Origin of the sequence: Candidatus Arcticimaribacter forsetii (assembly GCF_910589745.1) — a bacterium.
GTDB classification, from domain to species: domain Bacteria; phylum Bacteroidota; class Bacteroidia; order Flavobacteriales; family Flavobacteriaceae; genus Arcticimaribacter; species Arcticimaribacter forsetii.
On sequence record NZ_OU342399.1, the window covers coordinates 49,112 to 74,220 of the forward strand.

Genomic DNA, 25,109 nt, shown 5'->3' on the forward strand with positions numbered 1-25,109 from the left:
TTATAGAACTAAATGCGATAGTTTATTATTTGATTTTTCATTCCATCTACAAAGGCATTTACATTTTTATCACTAATCAATTGGGCATCGGTATCTACTGCACCACATTTAAATTTTGCAGAATTCTCTAAAATTAAAGCAACGGCTTCTTCAATCTCTTTATCATCTATTTTTCGATTTAAATATTTATCAATAGTTTGCTTTAAGTTGTTGAAATCTACATCAAATAAGTTAATAAAAGGATCGAAAAATGTTTTCCCAAATACAATTGAAGGCTTTCTGATAATGAAAGCTTCTAAACAAGCAGTACCAGAAACTGAAACTACTAAATCTGCTTTAGACATAAGATCAAAAGTATTTAGATTAGAATTCACTAATCTAACTCCACTTTTTCTAGAAGTCTGTTTATAAAAGTTGGGCTCTCTTCTTCCGAACATAGAAGGGTTTTCTTTTAAAAGCAATAGGTAATCATCAGGCATATTGAATCGAACTAAATCTATTAATCTTTTTTGATCAACAAAAAATGGATTAGGAATGTTTATTGATGATTCTGGAGTATACTGTAATGGAAAAAATATGAATTTGTCGGGTAATTGATCCATTGACTTGATGTCAAAATATTTTTTGGAACGAAGTCTTTTTATAAAATATTTGAATTTATAAAGAAAGGATAAATTATTTTCAAGAGAAACTTTTAAACGAGGAATATCAATTTTTTCAAATAAGATTATTCTTTTTACATATGCAAATACTCTAATTATCAAAGGTTGCTTGATTAAACTTTTATAAGGATATTTTTGAACTTTTTTACTAATTCGTATATCTTCAATAATCTGGTTTGCTTTTAATTTACTTTTAGTTGAAGCTTCTTTTTTATAAAATGTAATTTCCTCATATTGGTTTTCGCTGAAAAACGAATGATTTAAAAACCTACAAGAATGAGGAACAAATCTTTTGATATTTAATTTTCTGGCATTTTCTGCTAGTAAAATCCCTGCTAATCCCTCAATTGGTTGAGATAAAATTAAATGAGTGACTTTCTTTGAAGAGAGTGTTGAGTGAATAAATTGATTCATTTGAAAATAAATGCTTTCCTGTTTCCAAGCAGGTAGATTAATAATTGACTTTTTCTGAGTTCCAATAGATAGATTATTAGATTTAGTGAACTTATTTTTCAATTTCGTGATTGAATCACTCAAATAAAATGTTTCAAACTTGTTTTTGTCAAAAAATGATTGATGTGTCCTGTTTGGAGCTATAAAAATGAAATTAGGTGATTCCAATAAATCATTAAACTCTTGATTTTGAATTAATCTTTCATAAAAGGGATGGGAATATCCAAACGAAAAAAAGCAAACTGTATTTTTAGAATTACTCATTTGATAAATAATTATTACTGATTAAATTATTGCAAAAGCCTAATTTAAAATGATTGATGTTACTTAATTTCTGATTATTAATATGCTTTTCTGGTGCATATTCTCCAAGATATATATTCTCGTAACCATTCAATTTAAAGTATTCAATTGCATGCCAAATAATAACATGCGAAATCGACATCTTGTTAAACTTACTTCGATCATAGGCAGCGACTGAGTAAGATACAGTTCTGTTTGATGTTGTAAAAAAAGCAAAACCTAAAATTTCACTCTCTTCTCGAAAATAAAAAAGTTTTGCATGATTTCTTTGAATCATTTGTTTTTGAATGTCCCATGTTTTGTCGTTTCTTGTTTTTCGACCTGCAACTTGTGCATGAAATATTTTACAATCATTCCAAAGATCATCGCTAAATTCAGATTCTACTTTTAAATTTTTCTTCCCATAGTTTATTAGAGATTTGTAACTCTTCCTTATAACACTCCAGAGTTCTTCTAATGGGTCTTTAAGATTAATATACATTTCGACACAAGGCTTAAGGACTCCTATAAAATGAATCTTTAACTTAAAGTAATTTATTAGATTATTTGAAAAAGGCAGGTTTATGAACTCTATTTTCAATGATTTTTTTTCAAAAAACGAACTCACATACTTTGCTATAATTACTCCTTTTTTGTAATTAAAAGAGTCTTCGAAACACAAAGGATACATAAATATTTGTTCGCTTGTAATATAAAATTTAAATAAGCAAATGGTGTCTAGTTGTTCAATACAAAAGGCTACGGCTTCTGAATTGTAGTATTGTTCATAATAACGAATCGTATCAGAATCAAAGTATATAGAATAACCTTCAGTTTTATGGATTCTTTGATTCCATAGATCAACCGGAACTTCTCCAAATATTATTGGAGAAAATTTACCTTTTTTTAATTCTTCTATTAATTCTTCTTTAAGTTTCATAGTGCTTAAATAATTACTTTTTAAAAAACAATTACTGACAGGTTAAAATAATCATCTCTATATATTTCATCGCAATTCTTTATTTCATTTATGTGTAAATCATTAGCATATAAAATAATAGATTTATTCGTTTTTAAAGTAACAATATTATTGTTTATGAAACTTTGCATTGTAGTAATCCCAAATGGATTAAACATAAAAAGTATGTAGGGTTTTGATTCTAATAATTTTTCATTCGCATTTTTGAATTCAAATTCGATATTTTCATCAAGTTCTAAGTCTTTTAAGATTAGCTTTGCCTTGTCAATCAGATCCTGATTAAAATCAAAACCAGAAAATGATTTCATGTTATACTTTTTTTGAAAGTATATTGTTGAAATACCTAGTCCACATCCAACATCACATAAACTATAGTTTTCCAATTCAATATTATTTGGAATCAAATCTATTAATCGGTCAATATTTCCTAACCAGACAGTCATATAGGGTGTAGAATCGTTCAATGAATTATTACTAGTCAACCCTTCATATTGATTAATATCTAAATTTAACTTTAATGAATTAATAAATTCTTTATTATACTGTTCCTCTTTCTGTCGGGTTAAATCATCACTAATATTATTGTGTTTATGTTTCAAAATTAATGCTTATAAATTTTTTGTCTTAGATTAATTTAACAAGTTCAAGGTGTTATTTTAAATCATTTTCAGTTAATCTATCCCCCTTAGTAAAATTTTTCCTTGCTTCTTTACCTATTAAATATTTTAAATATTTAGGATGTAGTCCAAATCCTGGTCGTATGGATCGAATATTACTTCCAGTAAATAAGGTTCCTTTTTTTATGTCTTCAACAACGTATAAAGATCTTGAGAAAGCTTTTCCTGCTTTTTGCTTTTCGGTAAGTTCGTACGTTACATTACCAATTGATTTTTCAGCAGCTCTAATTTCTTGAACCATTTGCGTAAATTCTTTTTCATCTAAAGAAAAAGAAGCGTCGGGCCCTCCAATAGAGTGGTTTAAGATAAAATGCTTTTCAATTATTTTAGCTCCAAGACAAGTAGCTACAACTGCTGCAGCAGAACCTAGGGTATGATCAGACAAGCCGGTAGTCACATCGAATCTGTTTTTGAAGTCTTCAATCATAACCAAGTTTGCCTCCTCCAGTGGCGCTGGATAACTTGAAGTGCATTTTAATAAAGCTATTTCATTATTACCTACATTTCTAATGGTTTTGAGTGCAAGCTCGATATCTTCGAGAGTAGCAATTCCCGTTGAAAGGATAATAGGTTTTCCCTTTGAAGCTACGTATTCTATCAAAGGTATATCCGTTATTTCAAAGGAAGCAATTTTATAGCATGGAACTTCTAGTTCTTCTAAAAAATCAACAGCTGTTTTATCGAAGGGAGACGAAAAACACATCAAACCCTCCTCTTTAGCTACTTCAAACAGTTTTGAATGCCACTCCCATGGAGTATAAGCTTCTTGATATAATTCATAAAAATTTTTCCCATCCCATATGGATCCGTTATTGATAATGAAATCATTTTTTTTGCTATCAATAGTAAGCGTGTCTGCTGTATAGGTTTGAAGTTTTATAGCGTCAGCACCTGCCCTTTTTGCGGCTCTAATAGTCTCGATGGCTATATCTAAGCTACCCTTGTGGTTTGCAGAAAGTTCAGCAATAATAAGAACATCCTTTCTATTTGAAAAATCAATAATTCCCATCAAACTCTTCTTTTATGTAATTTGTTATAATTTTGTTTCCTATTTTTGAAACAGAGTCAACAATGAACTTATTTTTTAAAAATATTCTGTGAGATCCTCTATTGCTTTCAAGCACCTTTGCTAAAAAAACATTTTCTGGAAATTTCTTTATTATAAATCTAATCATTTGATTTCCTATACCTTTCCCTCTTTGTTTTCTATCAACTGAAAAAGAGATTTGGAACTGACTATTTACTTCGTCTAACCGCAATACTCCCACTGGCTTTTCTTTTTTGAAAAGAAACATAGTAGATTTAGAATCATTCATTTTTTTATTAAACCATTTGACGTGTTCACCCCAAGTTATCTCTTTTGAATTTATTGAATTATTCCGAGTTGAGGAATCTGTTGCCCAATCAAATAATAATTGTACGTCAGAATATTCAACAGGCCTATAAGACAAATCCCCTTTTCTCTTCATGTGAATTAGCCCATCAATTGACTTATTATTTAGTTTTATTACCCCTAAAACCCTCTCTTTCTCAATAAAACCTGCCTGGTATAGAATAGGATAGAGTTTTGGACGAACTTCATATGAGTAAGTGAAAATTTTATTTAATCTAATTTCACTAAAAGCAACCTTTTCGATCAATTCCAAGTAAACACTCCATAGAGTATTAAACTTTTCAGACTCTAAACTCGTATTCATTACAAATGAAATTTCAGCATTTTTATCTTTCCAATCAATATGAACCAAACCACCATAGGCGATACAAGTTTCTCCTTGCAACATTGAAAATAATATCTGATCGGGTTGCTCTTGTTCAAAGAGATTAGAAATTACATTTTCGAAATAGGCATCTTGTTCTTCAACCGTTAATTTTTTATTTTGGCGTAAATGAAATATCTGCTCATTCCGCCATTGCATAATTTTATACCTATCTTCCCATCGAATAGGTACCAATGAGAATTCTGCATCGGTATAGATTTGCTTATTAAGACACTTATATGTTATTTCCATATTCATGATTAACTCTTAATTTAATCTTTTAAATCCATTGTGTACAATTGGTCCTTCTAAGAAATCGGATACCTGGAGTTCATCTGCTTCAAATTTTTTTATTTTTTCAAATATTGCATCTAATTCAGTAAAATAATTCTCCAAATATTTATCTTCATGTGCTATAGACGCATAAAATAAATTCCCTGCTAAGAAACCTTTTTTTAACATTTCTTGCGTAAGATATGTTTTATAAGCCTGATGGTTTGGACTTCTAAAAGTAAAACTTGAAAGAGAAGGAATTCCAGTGATATCAATATTGACTTTATGGAGTGATGACAATTTAGCCCATTGCTTTTGAACACTTTCGCCTATTGAAGTTATCACATCCCAGGATTTAATGTTTTCCATTACTTCAAGTGTTTTTAAAGCAGCTGTAGGTCCAATTCGTTCTGTCCAAAAAGTACTACTTATAAATGTATTTTGTGCAGCTTCCATGACTGATCTTTTACCAACTACAGCAGTAATTGCATATCCGTTTCCGAGAGTTTTTCCATACATTGCAACATCGGGTTCTACACCATACTTTTTATGTATTCCGCCATAAGTTTCGCGAAAACCAGAAGTGCACTCGTCAAAAACTAAAACAATTTGGTTATTAGTAGCTAATTTTCTTACTTTTTGTAAAAAATTATCCTTTGGTCCAAAATTACGCTGAACCTCCATTTTAATTACCCCAATGTTTTTTTCCTTAACCAATGTTTCTAATTGTTCGTAGTCATTATACTCGAATGGAAAGGTAGAATTTTTTAAATTTTTTGGGACACCCTTTGGGCTTAAACCAGGTAATAAATGAGACGATAGATCATCTTGATTATTGTGGTTTACCGATAAATACCAATCATGCCAGCCATGATACCCACAAATAGCTACATTATCTTTCCCTGATGCTGCTCTTGCTATTCGAATTGCAACGGCATTCGCCTCACCGCCAGTTCGAGCAAATCGAACCATCTCTGCCCACGGATTGATTTCAATTAATTTTTCTGCTAAAAAAACCTCCTCTGGGCAATTTAACGTACTCATATTACCATGTTTAATCGTATTTAGAACAGCTTCATCTACTTCTTTATGTGCATATCCCAATGTGTTGGTTCCTATGCCCATTATACTAACGTCTATGTATTTTTTACCGTCAAGATCCCAAACTTCACAACCTTTTGCTTTAGAATAATAGGCCGGCCAATTTTCAGGCAAATGCATTTCAGGGCGCTTAGAAAGAAGCATCGTTCCTCCTGGGATAATTTTTTTAGCTCGTTTATATAAGTTCTGACCTTTCCCCATTTTACTTTATAATATTAGTCGCTTTCGAAATTAAAAAACCTTCATTTCTTTTGATTTTTTGATTAGAAAACAAATTCAGATTGTTTCGTATAAAGTCTGCATAGATTTTCCAATTTTCATCCATTCCCAAATTAACCATTAAGGTTCTTATGGCCTCAAAATCCTCTGATTCATCTACAGTCATCCGAACTTCGTTATAGTTTTGTAAAGAATCTAAATTCTTTGATTTAAAAAGATCCTTCCCGAAAAAAGATGAGTTCTTACGTATGTATGGAGTTACATGTTCCCTATCATGTTTTAATTTCGTTTCTATCCAAGATTTTTCCAAAGCTGTCCACTTAATCACCTCTACGTCTTGACCGTCTGGATATGCTTCTATTAGTATATTTGAGGTGTAATCCAAATTTTCATTTACAGCTAATTGAACTACTTTATCTACCAATGTAGGATCTATTAAAGGACAATCAGAAGTAACGCGAACTATAAAATCTGGTTTTCTGTTTTTAGCAGTATGATAAAAGCGATCCAATACATCATTTGTATCTCCTTGGTAATAATTTACCCCTACAGACTTGGCAATCTTAATTATTTTTTCAACTCCATCTTCGAATGTTGTTGCAACAATTATATTATTACCATACTTTGATTTTTTAAGACGTTCCAAATGTATTTGAAGTAATGATTTACCCTCAATTTCTTTTAGAACTTTAGAAGGTAAGCGGGTACTTCCAATTCTTGCTTGTGTTATTATAATTATATTTTCCACAGCGAAGGATTTAAAAGATTTGTGTTTTGAATTGAAATGGAATTAATCTCATCTACTAATTCCTTTGAAATTGAATTTGACAGAACATTGATATTTTTTTTCAACTGATCCAATGAATCTACTCCAATTAAAATATTATCAATAAAATTCATAGATGATACATATCCAATTGCTAATTCCTCCATACTTAAAGATTCAGAGTCTGCTATTCTTTTTAATTTTTCCAAAGGACCCTTCAACTGTTCCAAGTTAACAGGCAATTTATTAGTGTCTTTAAAGAATAGTCCTTGTAAAAAAACAGAACGTGTGTCAATTACTTTTCCAGTAGATTTAATTTTTGTGTATTTCTCTCTTCTTTTCACTTCATTGTCTAAAAGATTAAAAGGAGTTTGTATTCTATTAATATTAGGGTCTGAATTAATCACTTCAATCTCATCATTTGTATAAACGGAAACTCCTAATTCATTAAAATGTTTTCCTTTATTTTTTTTACAAAAAATATTTAGTTGAGGTTTTAATTTTTGATATAATTCAAAAGAATGCAACATTAATACATCTACTTTTTTAAGTTTTAATCTGCTTAGACTTTCTTTCAACTGCTTCTCTAATAAACTTCCTGAAGAATTAACTTTGGTTATTATCGCAAATTTTTTGTCTGGATTTTCGGTTAAATAGTTCCCAATAATTTTTTCTGAATCTCCGTATCCAGATGCAGTATCTAAAGTTGAAATCCCTTTAGAATATGCATAATCTAAAATTTGATGAATTTCTTCAACTGGAGTTTTTCCTAGCATATTATTGATTCCATAATCTAAGCCAAACTGAACCGTTCCCAAAATGATTTTACTCATGGCTTTGCTTATAAAATTGGTTTATTATTGCAATTACATACTCTTGATCTTCAACTGAAAGTGAGGGATACATTGGAATACTCAAGCAACTTTCGTAATAGGTTTCTGCGTGTTGAAAGCTTTGTTCTCCATAAAGACTTTCATAATAAGGCTGTTTATGAACTGGAATGTAATGAATTTGAGGACTAATACCATTAGTATTAAGATAATCATAAAGTGCTTTTCGATCATTTACTTGAATCACAAACAAGTGAAATGCATGACCCAAATCAAAAGTGCTTTTTGGAATTGTAATGGGTAAATTTGCAAAGGCTTGGATATATCGGCCAGCAATTTCTTTCCGTTTTTTTAAGTTTTCTTCTGCATAATCTAATTGGGATATCCCTAGTGCACAAAGTAAATCGGGCATTCTATAATTATAACCTAAATGGTGCATTTCATAATACCAACCTCCATCAATTTTGGTTAATTCATTTGGATCTTTTGTAATTCCGTGAGACCTTAAAGAAAGAAGTTTTTTATAAATTGCAGGATCATTAGTTGTTATCATTCCACCTTCTCCACATGCAATATGTTTAACCGGATGAAATGAAAATATAGCCGCATCTGCAAACTTACCATTACCGCAATTCTGCTTATCTCCATTTTGAGAATTAAAAAACCCTCCAGGCGCATGGCAAGAATCTTCAAGAATCCACATTCCGTATTCGTTTGCAAGTTCTCTGAAAGCCTCCATGTTTATTGCATATCCAGCAAAATCAACTGGTATAATGCCTTGATAAGTCCCTTTGGGTGCAGCTTCAAGTTTTTCTCTAACTTTATTAATATCTAAACAAAGTGTATTTGGATCAATATCTGCAAATTCAATAATCCCACCACAAAATCGGACACAATTAGCTGATGCTGCAAAGGTAATTGGTGAGGTTATAACCCTACTCCCTTTCTGAACTCCTAATGCTAAAGCAGAAAGATGTAAAGCAGCTGTTCCATTAGATACTGCAATTGCATATTTCGATCCAACATAGGATGCGAATTTTTCTTCAAACTCTTTTACTTTTGGCCCTTGAGTCAGAAAATCATTTTGCAAAACAGAAACCACAGCTTGAATATCAAGCTCAGAAATGTGCTGTTTACCATAGGGAATTTTTTTCATCCTTATAAATCAAAATTAGGATTAAGATTCTGCTTTATTAACTTTCTAATATCAGAAACCGTCAACATATCTTCATTTTTAAACGAATTGTAAGAAAAGTTTTCTTTTACTTTCTTCGCTGAAAAGTGTGAAATAAATTCATTTAAGTTAAACATAGGTAACTGGGGTAAAATCACATAATACTTTCCTAGATCATATGTAGAGAAAGAATCAGGTTCTGTTATCATTTCTTCATGTATTTTTTCTCCGGGTCGAATCCCAATAATTTCTTGTTTACAATCAGGTCCAATTGCTTCAGCAACATCTACAATCTTATAAGAAGGTATTTTTGGAATAAATATTTCACCTCCCCAAGCACTATCTAGTGCATGTAAAACCATATCAACACCCTCTGATAACGATATATTAAAACGCGTCATTCTTGGGTCAGTAATTGGAAGAACACCCTCTGCACGCTTTTTTAAGAAAAAAGGTATTACCGAACCATTTGATCCCATTACGTTTCCATATCGAACAACAGAAAAGTTTATTGTATTTTTTCCTCGAATGTTATTTGCCGCTATAAAAAGTTTATCCGAAGTAAGTTTGGTTGCACCATAAAGATTAATTGGTGCGGCAGCTTTATCTGTAGACAATGCTACAACTCTTTGAACACCTTCTTCTAAACATGCATTGATTAAGTTTTCTGCTCCTAAAACATTTGTCTTAATACACTCCATTGGATTATATTCTGCAATGTGTACATGTTTCATAGCAGCTGCATGAATAACATATTCAATTCCATTCAAGGCTGTTTTTATTCTTTTTTCATCTCTTATATCTCCAATGAAATATCTTAAGAAGGGATATCTTCTTAAAGGAAATTCCTTTTCCATCTGGAATTGCTTCTGCTCATCTCTAGAAAACACAACAAGCCTTTTTATATTTGGATAATCTTTAATAATTCTTTTGACTAAAGCTTTTCCCAAAGAACCTGTCCCTCCTGTTATTAATAATGATTTATTATTCAGCACGTTTAATTTATTTTAATGTTATTTTCTTTACTTAGCTTGCCCCTTTTAATTGAAAATATTTCATCACAATTTTTTAAAGTTACTAGTCTATGTGTAACAATTATTATTGTCATTTGACCCTTAAGGTTATCTACAGATCGCATAATGTTTTCTTCTGTTTTAACATCAAGAGAACTAGTGGCCTCATCTAAAACAAGAATGTTAGGTTTTCTGTATAAAGCACGGGCAATACCAATTCTTTGTCTTTGACCTCCAGAAAGCTGGACTCCTCTTTCTCCTACATTTGTATCATATCCTTTTGGCAAACGTTCTATAAGTTCTGCAAGTTTAGATTGCTCTATAACTTTATCAATTAATTCTAAATCAATAGATTCTTTTTCAACTCCAAATGCTATGTTCATTAATATACTATTATCAGAAAGATAAACATCTTGAGAAACATAACCAATCGAATTTTTCCACAAATCAAGATCATCATAAATATCCAAATTGTTATCTATTAAAATTTTACCACTTGAAGGTTTTAAAAGACCGACTAGAATATTTACTAAAGTACTTTTTCCTGATCCTGATTCTCCAATAATTCCAATTGTACTTCCTGTTTTTATCTTTAACGAAACATTATTTAAAATAGATAACTCAGTCCCAGGATAAGAAAAATATAAATTTTGTATTTCTATTAATTTGTTTAAAATTAACCTGTCATTACTATTATTGTGAAAATAATCAAAATCATTAGTTGACTTTAATTCTTCATATAAAACATCTATTGAAGATTGGTAATATTTAATATTTTGTAATGAACTTAAAATTCTATTTATTGAGGGTAGTATCCTAAAAGTTGCCGCAACAAAAACACCAAGTGTAACAATAACGCTTTCAATGTCTTTGTTCTGTATTAACATCAAAAAAACGAAAACAATTAAAGAAAAAACTGATAATAGCTCTAAAAAATAACGGGGTGTTTGTCTTAAAGTTAGCACTTTAGAAGTAATTATTGCTTTCTTTGAATTGTTTTTTTCCAGTTGATTTTGAAAAAAAGACTGTTTCCTTAATAAAATAACCTCTTTAATTCCTGAAAGCCCTTCAACAACTATTTTAGAAGTTTTAGAATCAATTTTTTCTCTCATTTGACCCCATCTAGTTGTAACTCTCCTTGTAATTTGGTAAAAAAACAAAGCAGCAATTCCGAACAATAATAAAACCAAAATTGTTGCCAAAGGCTCTAAAAAAAACAGAGTAATAACGACTGAAAAAGCTAAAGTTGACTCGGTTATTAGGCTAATTATTGAAATCAAGTAATTTGAAAAATTATTTAATTCTATCTGTATATTTTTTATTAATGTTGATGAGTTTCTATTTATATGAAAAGAATAACTTTGTTTAAGATATTTGTCAAAAAGTTTATTGCTTAGGTTTGAAGTTAAATTGGAAGTAAATCTATTTTGATAAAAACTTAAGAAAACTAGGTAAATACTCTTTAAAAAATATACTAACATTAAAGATCCTAATGACACTTTTACAATTAAATCTTTGTCCTTAATTTCTAAGGTTTCTAAAATAGATTTTGTTATTTCATTCTCAAATAATACTTCGGGATTGAGAACTGCAGTTAATATTGGTAATAATACTCCTATACCTAATACTTCGAACACCATTCCAATAAGCAAAAGAAAAGATAACAGTAATCCTTTATTTTTCTCTCTTGACGAGATTAATGTATTTATTTTATTAGAAGTTTTCATTTTCCAATACAATATTGATTGAACATTTCATTTTCTTGCAAAACATTCCTCCCATCAAAAAGCTTTGCTGGCTGCATCATTTTTTCAGCAATAGCATTCCAATCGTAAGATTTAAACTCATCCCATTCGGTTAGAATTGCTGCCGCAAAAGAACTATCTAGAGCTTGGGTGTGTTCTTCATGAACAACACAGCGGTTTAGCTTGGACTCAATTTCTTTATTAGACTCATTTCGAGCCTCCCAAAGAATAGTAAGATCTTGATGAATTCGAGCTTCCTTTACCATAGGATCATAAACATGAAGTTCTGCCCCTTCTTCTAGTAGAATATCGGCAACATAAATTGCTGCAGATTCTCTGGAATCGTTCGTGTCTTTTTTAAAAGCCCAGCCTAAAAGGGTAACTTTTTTCTGATTGACGGTTCCGTTTAATCCCGTAATTATTTTTTTAGCAAATCGGTTTTTTTGATAATCGTTTATCTTAACAACTTGATGCCAATACTCCGCCACTTCCTCTAACCCATAATGTTTACATAAATAAACAAGATTCAAGATGTCTTTTTGAAAACAGCTTCCTCCAAAACCTACGGATGCTTTTAAGAATTTTGATCCAATTCTAGTATCCATTCCAATTGCTTTTGAAACCTCTTCAATATTTGCACCTGTTTCTTCGCATAGAGCAGATAAGCTATTTATAGAAGATATTCTTTGAGCGAGCATTGCATTGGAGGCTAACTTTGAAAGTTCTGAAGACCATACATTAGTGGTTAGTATTTTTTCTTTTGGAATCCAATTAGAATAAATTGAAACCAAAGCAGCTACTGCAGCTTTTCCACGTTCGGTATCATCTCCTCCAATAAGTACTCTGTCGGATTTAAATAAATCTTGAATGGCTGTCCCTTCGGCTAAAAATTCTGGATTGGAGAGAACCTCAAAATTTACACCTTTGGTATTTGATCCGAGCACTTCTTTTATTTTTTCTGCAGTTCGAACTGGGAGGGTAGACTTTTCAATTACAATTTTATCGGAGGTAGATATTTCTCCTATTTGGCGGGCACATTTTTCCACAAAAGTAAGATCAGCTGCAAAACCTTTTCCTTCTCCATAGGTCTTCGTTGGTGTATTAACCGCCATGAATATCATCTGAGATTCCTCGATCGCTTTTTCAACATTGGTAGAAAAAAATAAATTCCTTCCTCTTGCCTCTTTCACTACCTCTTTTAATCCAGGCTCGTAAACAGGAAGTTGATCCAGATCATCGGAATTCCAAGCTTCTATTCGTTGCTGATTTAAATCAACAACGGTTACTTTTATATCGGGGCATTTAAGAGCAATTACAGCCATTGTTGGTCCTCCGACATAACCTGCTCCTATACAACAAATATTAGTGACTTTCATATAGCACAATGTGTTTTTGGTTTGGGTTGGGTTTAGAGGCCAAATAAAAATTTACTTTGCGATCTATTACACCTTCTATTTTTTCTTCTAGAGCTTCAATATATTCTGTGTTGAGTTTATTTCCGATTAAAACAACGTCTATGGTTCCGGAATCTAAACCCTCGGCATAATCTCCGACTAATAATATCTTTTGAACTGGACCCATTCGCTCTAAAACACGCTCTACGATCTCTTCTAGCCCAAGGTGTTTGTGAACTACCTTTTGAAGCATATCGAACAGCGGGTGCCCTGTATTGGCTTTATAGCCTACTTTATTATGGTCTTTATATTTTTGAAGGTATCCTGCTTCGGATAGATGATTCAGTTCTTTACGAATTGAGTTTGTAGATTCATTAAATTCTGATGCTAAACCATTCAAATACCCACTATTCGCCTGATTGATGAAGAATTTGATCAATAGACGAAGGCGGGTTTTGGATGTAATCAGTTTATTAAGCACTATAAATGTTTTAATCTAAGTAACAAATGTACTTGATTTTAAAACATTTTGCAACTTAATTACTGCAATATTTTTGTAACTCTTGACGATACATCCTTTTAGGATAGGTATTTAAAAGCTTTCTAAAGGTTGAACATGCATCTACTTGATTGCCTATTCTATAATAAGACAAACCAATATGTCGCAGTGCCTTTTCTATAATAGTAGGTTTATGTGAGTTTAAAGCCATTTGTAATTGAGCAATCGCTTCATTGTATTTTCCGTTTTCATAAAGTGCATATCCTGAATTTAATGCATAGGTATATTCTAACGGATCTAGATCAAATGCTTTTTTAAACAAATCGAAAGCCTCATCAAAATTTTTGGCTTGATATAATTCATTTGCTTGTTTGTATAACTGCTCTGCCTCGACCATTCGTTTTTGGCCGTAGGTCATGATTTTGTAGAGATTGAATATTTTATCGCTTTTTGGGTAAAGCTTAAAAGCTTCGTAAGCTTTATTCATAGCAAATGAATCCCCAAGCGCGGTAACTTGTGCTAGTGATGTTAAATATATAGACCACAATATTTCGGTATCTCCTCCTAAAGACCGAACATATTCAAATGTTTTATTTATTTCTGTAATATCCTTTCTGGCTACTAAAGAATTCATGTACAAATTATAATGAGGCATATTATTAGGAAGGTTTTCGAAAGCTAGCTTCGAATAATGGTATGCACTGTCGAGTTGACGTTCTTGAAAAAAGAATTGAGATTTTAAACTCTCTCCGAAATATATTTGAGGATTATCCTTTGCTCCCAACAAAGCATATTTATGAGCTTTTTCTTTTTGATTGTTTAAGTAAAAATAACGCGCTTTCATTGCCTTAATTGGCATTGCTGTTTCGGTTAAGTTTGGAAAATCATCTTCGATTTGTTCTAATTCTGCAAGGGTTAATTTATAGGAACCGTTGTTGAACTCATATAAAAGACGTCCTTGTTGAGTAAGAGAATTGTAAGATAAGATATGGATTATTATTCCTGGAATTAATAAAAGTAAAGAGAGTCCTAAAATCAATTTTGATAAGAGTGGTTTAATGGGTTTTAAATCCTTTGCTACAAAACGATTTAAATAAATGGATAATAAAAGACCCATATATAATGCTAATGCAGATTGCATCAGCGGTCTTGCAACTGGGAAGTTAAGTCCAGCATCAATTCCATAAACAATAAAAGGAAGCACTAATAAAAACAGGGAAAAGTCTGTGTTTCCATCTTCTTTTCGCTGAACATATATTAAACGAAATAAGAAAAATGTGGAAAGAATGAATAAGCTTAAATAAGCGATACCACCAATAATTCCAACTTCAGCGAATACATGAATGAAATCGTTGTGTGCGTGATAAGGAACTGTATATCCTTTAACATGATCCTTCCCGTAGGATATGGAAGCTATTTTCCAATTTCCTAAACCAGCTCCTAAAACTGGATTAGCAACAATATGTTCGTAAGCATCGGACCAGTATTGAAAACGACCATTGGAAGATTGTTCTGTAAATTCAATATCGCCTAACTGACTTGTAATATCTCCTTTTTTTTGTGAATTGGTAAAAGAAATATTAATAATTACTGCAAGTACGTAAGGGGCTAAAGTTAGGGTAACGTTTAATAAACTTTTCTTCAGATCGGAACGATTAGAAAATAGATTATAAAGACTATAGACTAGGAATACAAGAAACACAATGAAACTACTGAGTATAGCAGCTCGAGCATAAAGTACTGAAATTGCAAATAAGGAAGATAAAAGAAGGATGCTTAAAATGATTTTAAGAGATCGCTTTCCAATAGTAACAATTGAATATAATACGAAGGGAACCTTGAAGGCAATGGATGCAGCTGTGATGTTTTTGTTACCCGCGACTCCTTTAAGAGACATTGCATCGAAAGATTTTGAATCTAATTGAGTTAGAAAATCCCCGTAAAAAGAAATTAATTCAAAAGATAAAAATCCGATGAATATTCTGCTGATCAAAACCACTTTGTTTTCAAGTGTATTGAGCAGGAGAAAACAAAAAAGAACAGCAAAGAAAGTATTCCCAATTCGAGGAATATTTAGAAGTGTTTCGGTCGGATTAATCGCATAGAAATAAGATAACCCTGACCAAATAAAATAAAATAAATAAATAAAAATGAAGACTGACTTCGATAATTTACTTAAACCTTGTTGTGCACTTGAATGATTAAAAAAAAGAAAATAAATACAGGATAAGATATTTATTGCGCCTAAATAAATCCATTGTGGGGCTAAAATATCAATCGCTTTAAAGTTGCTTAAAGAGCCCGTAATGATATATAATACAAGTAGGATATAATTAGGTAAGTGGTTATAGAGCTTCATAAGTAAAATTTAAAATCAAATATATAAAAAAACCCTCGCATAGCGAGGGTTTTTAAATATATAGAGATTAAATTCTATAATTAAGAACAAGGTGTAGCTTGGAATAGTTGTAACTCAGCAAGAGTGTCAACTGTACCTACACCACCATGAGTATCAGTAGTATCATCAGTACAATCATCATCAAAACTTTGTGGATTTGAATAATCCAAATCAAGAGTTACAGTAGCATTCGTTGTAAGAACAGCTGTAGCATAAGCTAACCAAGAAGCTAAACTTGGTGAGTATATACATGCCTCTGCATAAGGAGTAGCAGGGTTAATACCATCTCCAGCAAATGCTGCGGTTGAGTTAGTATAAGTAGCTGTAAGTGAATTACCTTTAACTGTAAAGCTTGCTCCTGCATTTGCAGTTAAAAGATTTGTAGCTCCAGTTGGCGCAATTACTGTTGTAAGATTAGTATTGTCTTGGATATCAACAATTGCAACTTTTTCCATAGACGATAAATCGATAGAAGTTAGAAGAGCATCGTGAATATGAATTTTTATAGGTGTATCAGTATTCCCTGGTTTATCTAAGAAGGTAGCAGTATTATTAAATTCAGCTAACGTTGTAGAATCAGAAGTAAAAGATACTAAGGTCCCTGAAAGAGTTACTGTTGAAACGGCTGTATCAGCTGCAATTGTATTTGTTGAAGTATTAGCAAGAGCAATTGATTTAAGAGCAGTTTGAGTACCGAAAGTGTTCAAAGTAGTTCCATCAACACTAACTGTAACAAGATTGTTACCAGCAGAAGCATAATCTACGTCAGCACCTGCAGCAGCTGTGATACTTAAGTCAGTAACAGCATCTGTACCAGCAACATCTGCATCTTGTGCTGTTAGAACAAGTTTTGTAACAGTAGAGCCAACATCACCGATTGCATCAAAAGATTTAATTGTTACATCAGTAGCAGTAGTTGACATAGGAACTTCTAAGTTAACGTTTGGTAAATTAATAACTCCGATGTTCCATGTAAAAGTATGAGCTGCTTCAGCAAAATTTGTTAAGATAGCAGCAGGAGTTGTGTCAAGATCAATAGTAGCGGTAGAAGTTACTAAAGAAGTAAGAGCTACAGCATCAGTTGCAGAAATGTCAATTGCACCATGAGCAGTTAATGCAGGAAGGTGTACTTCACCTGCAACTGTAGATGTTATAGTTCCATCAGCATCAGTTAAAGCATCCAAATGGAATACAGATGTAGTTGCACCTGTAAGAGCAACAACTCCAGTTCCAGTAACTTCTTCAAGTGAGTTAATATCGATAGTCCCACCATTTGTAGCGTTGATGGTAAGAGAACCAGTAGTTGTCATTCCAGAAACAATAGAAGTTGCTTTAGCAGCAGTTAATTTATGAAAACCAGCTGTACCTAAATCAACAGTTGTTGCACCTTCAAATGTAAGATTCCCAGGAGATTGACCAGCTTCACCAAATGTTCCAGTAATTGCGACACCTGACAAGTTTATAGAAGTAGCTGTTGCAGCATCTGCAGCAGCAATAACTAAGTCACCTCCAATAGAAGCAAGTTGAGAGTAATCGAATGCAACAGGAGCTCCACCATGCGAAGCAGTAACGTCTCCTGATACTGTTCTTAGGGCAGCGTCATCCATATCAGCTCCAGAAACTACATAATCATCATCAATAAATGAAAGATTAGTAAAGGTTATTGGAGTAGCTGAAGTTACTGTAACACCTTCATCAGTTGAACCTGATCCTAAAACAGTTGCTAATTTTGCTGCAATTGCATTTACTTCAGCAAGTTGAGCTTCGGTAATAGCAGGAGTAAATGTTGTAGTGTTTATTGTAACAGATCCGTTAACAATTACGTTAGGATCATCTTCGCCATGAGCAATTAAAGTAGAAACGTACTCTAGAGTAGCAGAGTTGTTGATGGTAACATTTTGGTTGATTACAGCATCAGCTTCAAGTAATGTATTTACATCTTCTTGAAGAGCAACAATAGCCGCATCTACAGCAGCTAAATCAGCAGCATCAGCTACATCAGCTAAAGCAGCAGTAATCGCGTCGATTGCAGTTTGAGCAGCAGCTAAATCAGTAGTTAAACCAGTTAGGTCAGCTGTTGAATCAGTTGTTGGTATAGCAGCAATTGCTGAAGAAAGTCCTGATACAGTTGTGCTTAATGAGCTTAACTGTGTCTGAACCTGAGTCAATCCTTCTACTTCAGTAGATAGATCGTTAACAAGACCAGTAAGCTCAGCAAACTGATCATCATAATCTTGACAGCTAACTATCGTTAGAGCAACCGCCAAAAGACTTAATAAACCTTTTTTCATTTTGATAAAATTTAAATTAAAATTAATAATGCTTTTATTTTTAGATTAACATTTGTTTGCAAATATAAATATATAATTGAACTTTCAAATAGTTTTTGTAAAAAAATAAAATAATTTATTGCAGTAAAAAACCTACTAATAAAAGGTTTGGAAGAATTTCTTTCGAATTAAGTAAAAAAAAAACCTCTGAATCAAAACAGAGGTTTTAAAGATTTTTAAGACTTTTTTACAAGGCTCTTAACGATTTGGATACAAATATAAGAGAAAATGCTCAGCAGTTAACCTAAAGCTGAGGAGACTTATTAACACTCAGTGTTATTAACCTTAACTATCGAAGTTTATCATATAATCCCTTTAGTTTGTTGGTAATGGTATTTTGAATAGCTTGTTTACCAGACCTGTAATTGTTTACTGAAATTACAAAAGCATAGGGTCGATTAGACTTTGAATAAATAAATCCAGCCAAAATGTGATTGTTTCTTAAACTTCCAGATTTAGCATAAACTTTAAAAGCTTGTTTTTCTTTTTCAACATATTTTTTTAAAGTTCCATCTTTATTAAGTTGAGCAAAATATTTTTTTATCCCAGCATCACCTAGTCTTGAATATATTTTATTTAAAACTTCTACCAGGACTTTTGGAGTTATAAGATTATAACGAGACAATCCAGAACCATCAACTTGAGAAATTCCTGTAGCTAGGTCTCTATTCTTATTCTTAATGTGTTCTATTCCAGTTTCTGTATTAAAGTCCCATTGTAATGTCCCGGAGATCATTAACAACAAAGACTCCGATACTTGATTATTACTTTCGTGTAAAAGAGACTTGTAGACCTCGTCAGAAATATCAAATAACGATTTGTAGTCTTGATTATTTATATCTGATTTTATACCTGTATATATAGGTCTTTTAATTTCGTTTTCTAAGAACCTTAAAGTTGTTGCTGTTGAAGGATCAAAAGGGACATAAAGTGTATCCGCTTTTTCAGCACTGATTTTGTATTTGAAATCATTCACTTTTACATCATAAGCAGAATTTATTTTAGAATAGAAAATGGAATCTTTAAAAAAAGAAGGGTTGACCTTTAAAACATCGGTATTGGGGTCAGAAATAATTTCAATAAGATTTCCGTGAATTGGGAAACTAGACTTCTTTGCCGAAAAGCTAAACCGTTCATCATCCCAAGCCCATCCTTTTCCTTGCGTTGGAGAGGTAATAGGTCTTGGTATAAAAAAAAGAGAATCTTTCTGTTTCTTCAAAAAATTAAGTGCCGTAGCCGATTTATATTTTGGATGTCCAATTAATGGGTGTCCACTAGACCAAAAATAAATTCTATTATTTTCTTTTAGGTAATGTAAAAGCGGAAATTCATCCCCAAACGTTTGGTAAGCACCTAAAAAAGTAACCAGTTTAATTGTTGAAGCTGGTAAAATATTTTTATCTGAACGGTAGGTAAGTTTAAACTTTTGTTTTTTTAAATCAAAAACACTTACAGAAACTTGTGCTCCTTGCAATGCTTTATTTTCATCAATCCAACGCTCAGCTTTTCTTTGAGCACTAACGGTTATAGAAAATAACAAACTACATAAAAGGACATAACTTTTCATTAAACGAATATAACATTTCCTCACCTAATGTTTAAACTTAAAAGATTGACTAAACCGAGATCGATATGCTGATGAATTTATGAAAGGAGTAAGTTTAATTGAAATGTAGCTTATTTAAATCGTTTCCATTTTTGGGTTCTCCCTAAGAAAGAGAAACCAATAAAACCACGAACATTCAGTTCAGAGGGTCCGTTTAAAGATAATGTACAACTATACTCCTTACCATTAGCGGGGTCTAAAATAGTTCCACCAGTCCACTCCTCTCCGTCTTTAGTTAAGCCTTTTAGTATAACTAAACCTTCAATAGGCGTATTAAGTTCAGAGCCTTGGCAATTCACACACAACTTACCTTTATCTTCTGGAAGTAAAAGGGTTTCAATCCTGCCATAAAGCTTTTCATTTTCAACATATAAGCTAATGATCGACTTCTCAAGACCTGTTTCATCGTCCACAGAAACCCATTTTCCTTCGAAACTAGGAGTTTGAATAAATAAAGAAATTAGAACATAATAAAAAGAAAGAATCATACTTCAGGATTAAAATTAAAATAAAGGTTGTTTTTTGTAAATTGAAAATTCAAATTTAAAAAGATTATGTTTCTAAAAATAATAAAAACAATCCCATTAATCTTAGGGTTAATCTGTTTTTCGGTAACGGGATATGTATATTCCATGCTGAGTTATATAGACTATCCCTATGTGGCTCTTGGAATATTATTAATAGGAGTTTCTGTTTATTTACTTAATAAAAAATAATCTCATAACAATGTACTTTAATTCTAGTGAAGAATGGTTAGTGATTTTAGCAGCTTCTGTAATAATTATCGGACTGTTAGTGAAAACCTATAGAGACTATCGAAACATGACCTTTGAGATGAACAAAAAGATTGCTCGTCAAGAAAAAGACGAAGCATATCTTAGAAAATTAAAAGAAGTGGTTGACAAAAAAAACGAAGAGCTTCAAAGAATCATTAAAAGCAAAAAAAAATAAACATCAGCTTCAATAAATAAATTGAATTGAAACTTTTAAATGGTTTATATTTGTACCTACAAATGTTAAGTTTTTATGAAAACAGTATATCACGCTGCAAACACTAGAGGGAATCAAAACCATGGCTGGTTAAATGCAAACCACTCCTTTAGTTTTGCCAACTACTACGATCCATCTCGAATGAATTTTGGTGCACTTCGCGTACTTAACGACGATGACATAGCCGCTGGAATGGGTTTCGGAACGCACCCACATAATAATATGGAAATAATCACACTGCCCCTAAAAGGTGATTTAGAACATAAAGATAGTATGGGCTATTCCGAGGTTATTAAAGAAGGTGACATACAAGTATTGAGTGCTGGAAGCGGAATTGAACACAGTGAATACAATAAAAACAGGGATAAACCAATTAACCTATTACAACTCTGGATTTTTCCAAATAAACAAAATGTAACTCCAAGGTATGAGCAATTATCAATTAGAGAATTAAAGAATGATAATGAATTTTATCAAATACTATCTCCTAATTCAGATGATGCTGGTGTATGGATCCATCAAAATGCATGGATGCATCTTGGTGAGTTTAACGATAATAAAGAAAAAACATACACCTTAAAAGATTCAAATAACGGAGTCTATGTTTTTGTAATTGAAGGAGAAACAGTAATCAATGACAAGACACTAACAAAAAGAGATGCTCTTGGAGTTTGGGACACTCAAACCCTCACCCTTAAACCAGGAATGAACTCAAAAATATTTCTAATAGAAGTTCCTATGACCTTTTAAAATTAAGATATGGATAATAAAGTAACAGCAGCAGAATTATTAGAACTTCTAATAGAAAAAGTAGAAACAAACAACGTAAAAGATTCGGTCCATAAGATTAAAATAATGACTGCAATCGATGTGATCAAAGAAATGATCCGTTAGAAAACTATACATTTTTTGTTTATAAAATAATTGCTTTAAGAAAAATCTTAACCCTAATTAAATTATATTTGATGGAAATTGAATTCAATTTCAGCATCTTATGAGGTTTAAAGCCGTTATTATACTACTTTTATTTACTGGGTTTTTATTAAAAAGTCAGGAAATTCCACCTATACAAAAATTTAGTCCTCAACAAACAGGGTCTGGTAATCAAAACTGGATGATTACTCAAGGTGAAAATGGTAATATTTACTTCGCAAACAATAAAGGACTCCTGGAGTTTAATGGTTCTAAATGGAATTTATACCCAAGTCCTAACGGAACTATATTTAGATCTGTTAAAAAAGTAAAAAAGAGAATTTACACGGGAACCTATATGGATTTTGGATATTGGCTCCCAAAAGAAAATGGGAGTTTATATTACCAATCACTAGTCGAACAACTGAATATAGATATTCTTGAAGATGAACAGTTTTGGAACATCCTTGAGTTTAATGAACTGGTAGTTTTTCAATCATTAGACCGTTTAATTATAGTCGACGTTAACAGCAATTCCTTCAAAACTATCGAGCCCAAAGGAACTCTTTTAAAGTCTTTTAAATCGAATAATCAGTTATATATATTTGAAGAAATAAATGGTCTTTCGGTAGTCGAAAAAGGAGAAATAAGACCGATCAATAGCCGCTCAACATTTAAAGGGCAAATTGTACTGGGTGTTTTTAATATTGGATCTAAAAAAATAGCGGTGACCAATAAATCAGGATTTTATGATCTTACTGATTTAAAAAACATAAAAAAATGGGAAATAAAAGCTCAAGAAGAATTATCAAAGTTCACATTTTATGATTTAAAAAAACTAGCTAGCGGTAACTTACTAATTGGTACAATAGCCAATGGTCTATTTGAACTTAACAAAGATGGAGAAGTAGTACAAAGACTGAATCAAACTCGAGGATTATTAAATAACACCACTCTAAGTGTTTTCGAAGATCAGCAAAAAAATACTTGGATAGGCGTTGACAATGGAATTAACTGTATTAACAATGCAGCAGCATTTTATGAGTATAAGGAACATTGGGACGAATTAGGTACTGTTTATGGATCCAGAAAAATAAATGGATATGAGTATTTAGCAACCAACAGGGGACTATTTTCTAAAAAAGAAACCGAAAACAACTACACCCTAATACCTGAAACCTCTGGGCAAGTGTGGAATTTACAAATATTAAAAAACACCTTATTTGCGGGTCAAGACAAAGGAACTTTTGTAATTAACAAGAACAAAGCTAGAAAAATTGGAACTGTTGGTGGTACCTGGATTTTCAAGGAACACCCAACAAATGAAAATTTAATTTTCCAAGGGAATTATAATGGAATACATGTTTTAGAAAAGAAAAACAACGTTTGGAAGTACAAAAATAAAATTGAAGGTTTTGATATTTCGTCCCGTTTATTTGAATTTGTTGATCCTTACACAATCCTAGTTGGTCATGAATACAAAGGTGTTTTTAAATTAAAAATTGACAAAACATACAGTAAGATAGTCAGTCAGAAGAAAGAGAGAACTGTGGAAAAAGGAGTAAACGCAGGTTTAACTTCATTTGATAAAGACATCTATTATTATTACAAAAAAGGGGTTTTTAAATATGATTTTAATAAAAACATATTCATCAAAGACCATATGATTTCTTCACTTCTAGACCCAGATGAATATGATACCGGTAAAATGATTGCAGACGATCAGAATAGACTCTGGTTCATAACAAAAAACAAAATGCATTATTTTACAAAGGATGTTTTTGGAAAAAAATTAATTCATAACTCCTTTTACCTAAATCAAAAAAATAGAAAAAGTATCTCCGGTTTTGAACATATTGCTCCAGTAAGACAAAACGTGTATTTAATTGGATCTAATGAAGGCTATGTTTTAGTTGATTTAGAAAAAATTAAAAACTATGATTCTAAGATCAAGCTAGATGCTATAATATCGAAAAGTGGAGTCGCAAAATCACTTGAAAAAGAAACTACGATTGCTAATGATGAAAACAATTTAACATTTGAATACAGCAGCAATGTCTATCAAAAATACTATCCGACGAGCTATCAATATAGACTGTTAGGGAAACAAGAAGAATGGAGTACTTGGAAGGAAGATCCTTTTGTAAAATTTGAAAATTTGAATTTTGGAAACTACACATTCCAGGTTCGCTCAAAAATAGGAGAACAGGTGTCAGAAATAATAACTTCCCCTAAAATAACTATACTCCCACCATGGTATTGGTCTAACACTGCAAACGGCATCTATGTAGTCAGTTTTTTCTTATTCATATTAATGTTCAGAGAATATTATTTAAGAAAAAACAGAAAAGAACAACTGCAGATTATCATCAAAAATAATAGGAAAGCAGAGCTTATAGAACTCGAAAATCAAAAGGAATTAATTAAAATTAAAAATGAGCAACTTCAAAACGATGTTCAAAGTAAAAACAGAGAACTTGCAATTGCAACAATGAGTACTCTAAAAAGAAATGACTTCCTGAATAAGATTAAAAAAGATTTGACCGAGATGGGCGACCACCCAAAAGCGGAAAAACTGATTAAAAAAATCAATAAAAATTTAAAAAAGAATGATGACTGGGAGTTTTTCGAAGATGCCTTTAACAACGCAGATAAAGACTTTTTTAAAGAAGTAAAGAATAAACATCCAAAGTTGACAAACAACGATTTAAAACTCTGTGCTTTCTTAAGATTAAATCTTTCTTCGAAAGAAATTGCACCTTTACTCAACATATCAGTCCATAGTGTAGAAATTAAACGCTACAGACTAAGAAAAAAGATGAATTTGACCCGAGATCAAAGAATCGTAGATTATATAATGACTTTGTAAAGGTAATATTTTGACAAATATTACTTAACAATAACTATACAATTTAACAAAAAAAGAACATATAATTAACTTTATATAGTTGTTTATCAAATATTTATATAAATAACTAAAAACATTCTTTTGGAGTTAAAAAAATCAATATACTTAAATTTGAGTAAAGTTTTTGTATAGTTAAATTAT

21 protein-coding genes are annotated in these 25,109 nt (G+C 31.7%); 4 read left to right on the forward strand and 17 right to left on the reverse strand.

The window, feature by feature from the left end; translation table 11 throughout:
* Nucleotides 1-8 precede the first annotated feature (8 nt).
* From NG655_RS00250 to NG655_RS00330, 17 genes are all read right to left on the reverse strand, one after another.
* Complete coding sequence (locus NG655_RS00250; protein ID WP_252157342.1) at nucleotides 9-1,379, reverse strand: capsular polysaccharide export protein, LipB/KpsS family; 1,371 nt, start codon at nucleotides 1,377-1,379, stop codon at nucleotides 9-11.
* Complete coding sequence (locus tag NG655_RS00255; RefSeq protein WP_252157343.1) at nucleotides 1,372-2,337, reverse strand: GNAT family N-acetyltransferase; 966 nt, start codon at nucleotides 2,335-2,337, stop codon at nucleotides 1,372-1,374. Before NG655_RS00255 ends, NG655_RS00250 begins: the two co-directional genes overlap by 8 nt.
* 20 nt (nucleotides 2,338-2,357) lie before the next feature.
* Nucleotides 2,358-2,975: a class I SAM-dependent methyltransferase gene (locus tag NG655_RS00260; RefSeq protein ID WP_252157344.1), complete on the reverse strand. Its 618-nt coding sequence runs from the start codon at nucleotides 2,973-2,975 to the stop codon at nucleotides 2,358-2,360.
* Between the two features lie 52 nt (nucleotides 2,976-3,027).
* On the reverse strand, nucleotides 3,028-4,062 hold the full coding sequence (gene pseI, locus NG655_RS00265; RefSeq protein ID WP_252157345.1) for a pseudaminic acid synthase: 1,035 nt from the start codon (nucleotides 4,060-4,062) through the stop codon (nucleotides 3,028-3,030).
* Nucleotides 4,049-5,062, reverse strand: a complete 1,014-nt coding sequence (locus tag NG655_RS00270; protein WP_252157346.1) for a GNAT family N-acetyltransferase — start codon at nucleotides 5,060-5,062, stop codon at nucleotides 4,049-4,051. The genes pseI and NG655_RS00270 overlap by 14 nt, the downstream gene beginning before the upstream one ends.
* Nucleotides 5,063-5,077: 15 nt before the next feature.
* Entirely contained in the window at nucleotides 5,078-6,385 is a 1,308-nt protein-coding gene (locus tag NG655_RS00275; protein ID WP_252157347.1) for an aminotransferase class III-fold pyridoxal phosphate-dependent enzyme, read from the reverse strand.
* Nucleotide 6,386: 1 nt separating this feature from the next.
* Nucleotides 6,387-7,151 (reverse strand): glycosyltransferase family protein, encoded by a 765-nt coding sequence (locus tag NG655_RS00280; RefSeq protein WP_252157348.1) that lies wholly within the window; start codon nucleotides 7,149-7,151, stop codon nucleotides 6,387-6,389.
* Entirely contained in the window at nucleotides 7,139-8,002 is an 864-nt protein-coding gene (locus NG655_RS00285) for an aldo/keto reductase (protein ID WP_252157349.1), read from the reverse strand. The genes NG655_RS00280 and NG655_RS00285 overlap by 13 nt, the downstream gene beginning before the upstream one ends.
* Entirely contained in the window at nucleotides 7,995-9,155 is a 1,161-nt protein-coding gene (gene pseC / locus NG655_RS00290; protein ID WP_252157350.1) for a UDP-4-amino-4,6-dideoxy-N-acetyl-beta-L-altrosamine transaminase, read from the reverse strand. Before pseC ends, NG655_RS00285 begins: the two co-directional genes overlap by 8 nt.
* Nucleotides 9,156-9,157: 2 nt before the next feature.
* Complete coding sequence (gene pseB, locus NG655_RS00295; protein ID WP_252157351.1) at nucleotides 9,158-10,168, reverse strand: UDP-N-acetylglucosamine 4,6-dehydratase (inverting); 1,011 nt, start codon at nucleotides 10,166-10,168, stop codon at nucleotides 9,158-9,160.
* A gap of 2 nt (nucleotides 10,169-10,170) precedes the next feature.
* A complete protein-coding gene (locus NG655_RS00300) occupies nucleotides 10,171-11,913 on the reverse strand; it encodes an ABC transporter ATP-binding protein (RefSeq protein ID WP_252157352.1) in 1,743 nt (580 codons plus the stop codon).
* A complete protein-coding gene (locus NG655_RS00305) occupies nucleotides 11,910-13,307 on the reverse strand; it encodes a nucleotide sugar dehydrogenase (protein WP_252157353.1) in 1,398 nt (465 codons plus the stop codon). Before NG655_RS00305 ends, NG655_RS00300 begins: the two co-directional genes overlap by 4 nt.
* Entirely contained in the window at nucleotides 13,294-13,806 is a 513-nt protein-coding gene (locus tag NG655_RS00310; protein WP_252157354.1) for an ArsR family transcriptional regulator, read from the reverse strand. Before NG655_RS00310 ends, NG655_RS00305 begins: the two co-directional genes overlap by 14 nt.
* A 55-nt stretch (nucleotides 13,807-13,861) precedes the next feature.
* On the reverse strand, nucleotides 13,862-16,183 hold the full coding sequence (locus NG655_RS00315) for an O-antigen ligase family protein (protein ID WP_252157355.1): 2,322 nt from the start codon (nucleotides 16,181-16,183) through the stop codon (nucleotides 13,862-13,864).
* 80 nt (nucleotides 16,184-16,263) lie between these two features.
* The gene (locus NG655_RS00320) at nucleotides 16,264-18,513 is read right to left on the reverse strand and encodes a beta strand repeat-containing protein (protein WP_252157356.1); all 2,250 of its coding nucleotides are present in this window, start codon (nucleotides 18,511-18,513) and stop codon (nucleotides 16,264-16,266) included.
* A gap of 328 nt (nucleotides 18,514-18,841) precedes the next feature.
* Nucleotides 18,842-20,119 (reverse strand): D-alanyl-D-alanine carboxypeptidase, encoded by a 1,278-nt coding sequence (locus tag NG655_RS00325; RefSeq protein ID WP_252157357.1) that lies wholly within the window; start codon nucleotides 20,117-20,119, stop codon nucleotides 18,842-18,844.
* 110 nt (nucleotides 20,120-20,229) lie between these two features.
* A complete protein-coding gene (locus NG655_RS00330; protein ID WP_252157358.1) occupies nucleotides 20,230-20,646 on the reverse strand; it encodes a DUF2147 domain-containing protein in 417 nt (138 codons plus the stop codon).
* Nucleotides 20,647-20,884: 238 nt separating this feature from the next.
* On the opposite strand from NG655_RS00330, the gene NG655_RS00335 reads away from it, so the two are divergent.
* From NG655_RS00335 to NG655_RS00345, 4 genes are all read left to right on the forward strand, one after another.
* Nucleotides 20,885-21,109, forward strand: coding sequence for a hypothetical protein (locus tag NG655_RS00335; protein ID WP_252157359.1), 225 nt, complete (start codon nucleotides 20,885-20,887; stop codon nucleotides 21,107-21,109).
* A gap of 75 nt (nucleotides 21,110-21,184) precedes the next feature.
* Nucleotides 21,185-21,898, forward strand: a complete 714-nt coding sequence (locus NG655_RS00340; RefSeq protein ID WP_252157360.1) for a pirin family protein — start codon at nucleotides 21,185-21,187, stop codon at nucleotides 21,896-21,898.
* Nucleotides 21,899-21,907: 9 nt separating this feature from the next.
* The gene (locus NG655_RS09420; RefSeq protein WP_272876329.1) at nucleotides 21,908-22,042 is read left to right on the forward strand and encodes a hypothetical protein; all 135 of its coding nucleotides are present in this window, start codon (nucleotides 21,908-21,910) and stop codon (nucleotides 22,040-22,042) included.
* A gap of 100 nt (nucleotides 22,043-22,142) precedes the next feature.
* Complete coding sequence (locus NG655_RS00345; RefSeq protein WP_252157361.1) at nucleotides 22,143-24,929, forward strand: helix-turn-helix and ligand-binding sensor domain-containing protein; 2,787 nt, start codon at nucleotides 22,143-22,145, stop codon at nucleotides 24,927-24,929.
* Nucleotides 24,930-25,109: the final 180 nt, after the last annotated feature.

Coding starts and splice junctions, on each gene's coding strand:
- NG655_RS00250 (WP_252157342.1), bottom strand. CDS start 1,379: ATGAGTAATTCTAAAAATACAGTTTGCTTTTTTTCGTTTGGATATTCC.
- NG655_RS00255 (WP_252157343.1), bottom strand. CDS start 2,337: ATGAAACTTAAAGAAGAATTAATAGAAGAATTAAAAAAAGGTAAATTT.
- pseI (WP_252157345.1), bottom strand. CDS start 4,062: ATGGGAATTATTGATTTTTCAAATAGAAAGGATGTTCTTATTATTGCT.
- NG655_RS00270 (WP_252157346.1), bottom strand. CDS start 5,062: ATGGAAATAACATATAAGTGTCTTAATAAGCAAATCTATACCGATGCA.
- NG655_RS00275 (WP_252157347.1), bottom strand. CDS start 6,385: ATGGGGAAAGGTCAGAACTTATATAAACGAGCTAAAAAAATTATCCCA.
- NG655_RS00285 (WP_252157349.1), bottom strand. CDS start 8,002: ATGAGTAAAATCATTTTGGGAACGGTTCAGTTTGGCTTAGATTATGGA.
- pseC (WP_252157350.1), bottom strand. CDS start 9,155: ATGAAAAAAATTCCCTATGGTAAACAGCACATTTCTGAGCTTGATATT.
- NG655_RS00300 (WP_252157352.1), bottom strand. CDS start 11,913: ATGAAAACTTCTAATAAAATAAATACATTAATCTCGTCAAGAGAGAAA.
- NG655_RS00305 (WP_252157353.1), bottom strand. CDS start 13,307: ATGAAAGTCACTAATATTTGTTGTATAGGAGCAGGTTATGTCGGAGGA.
- NG655_RS00315 (WP_252157355.1), bottom strand. CDS start 16,183: ATGAAGCTCTATAACCACTTACCTAATTATATCCTACTTGTATTATAT.
- NG655_RS00320 (WP_252157356.1), bottom strand. CDS start 18,513: ATGAAAAAAGGTTTATTAAGTCTTTTGGCGGTTGCTCTAACGATAGTT.
- NG655_RS00325 (WP_252157357.1), bottom strand. CDS start 20,119: ATGAAAAGTTATGTCCTTTTATGTAGTTTGTTATTTTCTATAACCGTT.
- NG655_RS00330 (WP_252157358.1), bottom strand. CDS start 20,646: ATGATTCTTTCTTTTTATTATGTTCTAATTTCTTTATTTATTCAAACT.
- NG655_RS00335 (WP_252157359.1), top strand. CDS start 20,885: ATGTACTTTAATTCTAGTGAAGAATGGTTAGTGATTTTAGCAGCTTCT.
- NG655_RS00340 (WP_252157360.1), top strand. CDS start 21,185: ATGAAAACAGTATATCACGCTGCAAACACTAGAGGGAATCAAAACCAT.
- NG655_RS09420 (WP_272876329.1), top strand. CDS start 21,908: ATGGATAATAAAGTAACAGCAGCAGAATTATTAGAACTTCTAATAGAA.
- NG655_RS00345 (WP_252157361.1), top strand. CDS start 22,143: ATGAGGTTTAAAGCCGTTATTATACTACTTTTATTTACTGGGTTTTTA.